The organism is Streptomyces sp. NPDC054786, from assembly GCF_053611685.1.
Window position 1 is genome coordinate 1 of sequence record NZ_JBSHAW010000102.1, and the last position, 2,569, is coordinate 2,569.

Consider the following 2,569-nt stretch of genomic DNA (forward strand, 5'->3'; position numbering starts at 1 on the left):
CAGACGCTGGCCCAGATCGAGCTGTTCACCAAGCCGCAGGAGTACCCCACCGACGTCTACGTGCTGCCCAAGCACCTGGACGAGAAGGTGGCCCGCCTCCACCTCGACGCACTGGGCGTCAAGCTCACCGAGCTGCGCCCCGAGCAGGCCGCCTACATCGGCGTCCAGGTCGAGGGCCCGTACAAGCCCGACCACTACCGCTACTGACCACCCCCGGAACCGCCGACACCAGGAGTGCACATGTCCCGCCGCCTGTTCACCTCGGAGTCCGTGACCGAGGGCCACCCCGACAAGATCGCCGACCAGATCAGTGACACCGTCCTCGACGCGCTGCTGACGGCGGACCCCGCTTCCCGGGTCGCCGTCGAGACCCTCATCACCACCGGGCAGGTGCATCTCGCCGGTGAGGTGACCACCACCGCCTATGCCCCGATCGCCGCCCTCGTCCGCGAGAAGATCCTCGACATCGGCTACGACTCGTCCGCCAAGGGCTTCGACGGCGCCTCCTGCGGCGTCTCCGTCTCCCTCGGCGCCCAGTCCCCCGACATCGCGCAGGGCGTCGACACCGCATACGAGAAGCGGGCGGCGGACGCCGTCTCCGGGGCGGAGACCGATGAGCTCGACGGCCAGGGCGCCGGCGACCAGGGCCTGATGTTCGGCTATGCCTGCGACGACACCCCCGAGTTGATGCCGCTGCCGATACAGCTGGCGCACCGGCTCTCCCAGCGGCTGACGGAGGTCCGCAAGGACGGCACCGTGCCCTATCTGCGCCCGGACGGCAAGACGCAGGTCACCATCGAGTACCTCGGCAGCCAGCCGACCCGTCTGGACACCGTCGTGGTCTCGTCCCAGCACGCCTCCGACATCGACCTGGACGCGCTACTGGCCCCCGACATCCGCGAGTTCGTCGTCGAGCACGTCCTCCAGCAGCTGGCGGACGACGGCATCAAGCTGGACACCGACGGCTACCGGCTGCTGGTCAACCCGACCGGCCGCTTCGAGGTCGGAGGCCCCATGGGCGATGCCGGTCTCACCGGCCGCAAGATCATCATCGATACGTACGGCGGTATGGCCCGGCACGGTGGCGGCGCCTTCTCGGGCAAGGACCCGTCCAAGGTCGACCGCTCCGCGGCCTATGCGATGCGCTGGGTGGCGAAGAACGTGGTCGCGGCCGGACTGGCCCGCCGCTGTGAGGTCCAGGTGGCCTACGCGATCGGCAAGGCGCAGCCCGTGGGCCTCTTCATCGAGACCTTCGGCACCGCCGTGGTGGCCACCGAGCGGATCGAGAAGGCCGTTACCGAGGTCTTCGACCTCCGGCCGGCGTCCCTCATCCGCGACCTCGATCTGCTCCGCCCGATCTACGCAAAAACGGCCGCCTACGGCCACTTCGGCCGGGAGCTGCCGGAGTTCACCTGGGAGCGCACCGACCGGGTGGACGCCCTGCGCAAGGCCGCAGGAGTCTGAGATGCGCATCGCCGTCAGCGGCTCCATCGCCACCGACCACCTCATGGCCTTCCCCGGAAGGTTCACCGACCAGCTCCTGCCGGACCAGCTGGCCAAGCTCTCGCTCTCCTTCCTCGTCGATGCCCTGGACGTCCGGCGTGGCGGGGCCGCCGCCAACATCGCGTACGGCCTCGGCGTCCTGGGGCTCAACCCCGTACTGGTCGGTGCCGTGGGCGACGATTTCGCGGAGTACCGGGTCTGGCTCAAGGACCACGGGGTCGACACCGACGTCGTCCATGTCTCCACGACCCGGCAGACGGCGCGCTTCCTCAGCCTGACCGACCGGGACCTGAACCAGATCGCCGCCTTCTACGCGGGCGCCATGACGGAGGCACGGGACCTCGGCATCCCGCAGGTCGTGCAGCACACGGGCGGCCTCGATCTGGTGCTCGTCTCCCCGAACGACCCCGAGGCGATGCTGCGGCACACCGCTGAGTGCCGCGCCGCGGGCATCCCCTTCGCCGCCGACCCCTCGCAACAGCTCGCCAGCCTGGACGGTGCACAGGTGAGAGAGCTCGTGGACGGGGCACGCTGGCTGTTCACCAATGAGTACGAGGCGGCCCTCCTCCTGGAACGCACCGGATGGCAGCGCCAGGACGTGCTGCGGCGGGCCGGGGCCTGGGTCACCACCCTCGGTGCGGACGGCGTACGGATCGACCGCGACGGCGCGGAGCCGTGCCGGGTGCCGGCCGTCCCGGCCGGGGCGACGGCCGACCCGACCGGTGCGGGCGACGCCTTCCGCGCCGGTTTCCTCGCCGCGACGAGCCGGGGGCTTCCGCCGGCGGCCGCGGCGCAGCTGGGCTGCGCGCTGGCCACCGCCGCGCTGCGCACGACGGGCCCGCAAGAGTACGACGCACGCCCCGCCGGCCTGCTCGCGGACCTCACCACCGCCTATGGGCCCGGCGCCGCCCGGCTGTTCACCTCATGGCTGGGAGCACTCTCGTGAGCGCCCGCGTCGCATCGTTGCGTGCGGCGTTGGCCTCGCGGGTGGTGGTCGCCGATGGGGCGATGGGCACCATGCTGCAGGCGCAGGATCCGTCCATGGAGGACTTTCAGCAGCTGGAGG

General features: G+C 70.9%; 3 protein-coding genes. All 3 read left to right on the forward strand.

From position 1 onward, the window contains the following. On the forward strand, positions 1-207 hold a 207-nt coding region (locus ACWGI6_RS38145; RefSeq protein ID WP_453271766.1), incomplete at its 5' end, for an adenosylhomocysteinase. Positions 208-240: 33 nt separating this feature from the next. Next, a complete protein-coding gene (metK, locus tag ACWGI6_RS38150; RefSeq protein WP_393910796.1) occupies positions 241-1,464 on the forward strand; it encodes a methionine adenosyltransferase in 1,224 nt (407 codons plus the stop codon). 1 nt (position 1,465) lies between these two features. Continuing rightward, entirely contained in the window at positions 1,466-2,449 is a 984-nt protein-coding gene (locus ACWGI6_RS38155) for a carbohydrate kinase family protein (protein ID WP_453271767.1), read from the forward strand. Positions 2,450-2,569: the final 120 nt, after the last annotated feature.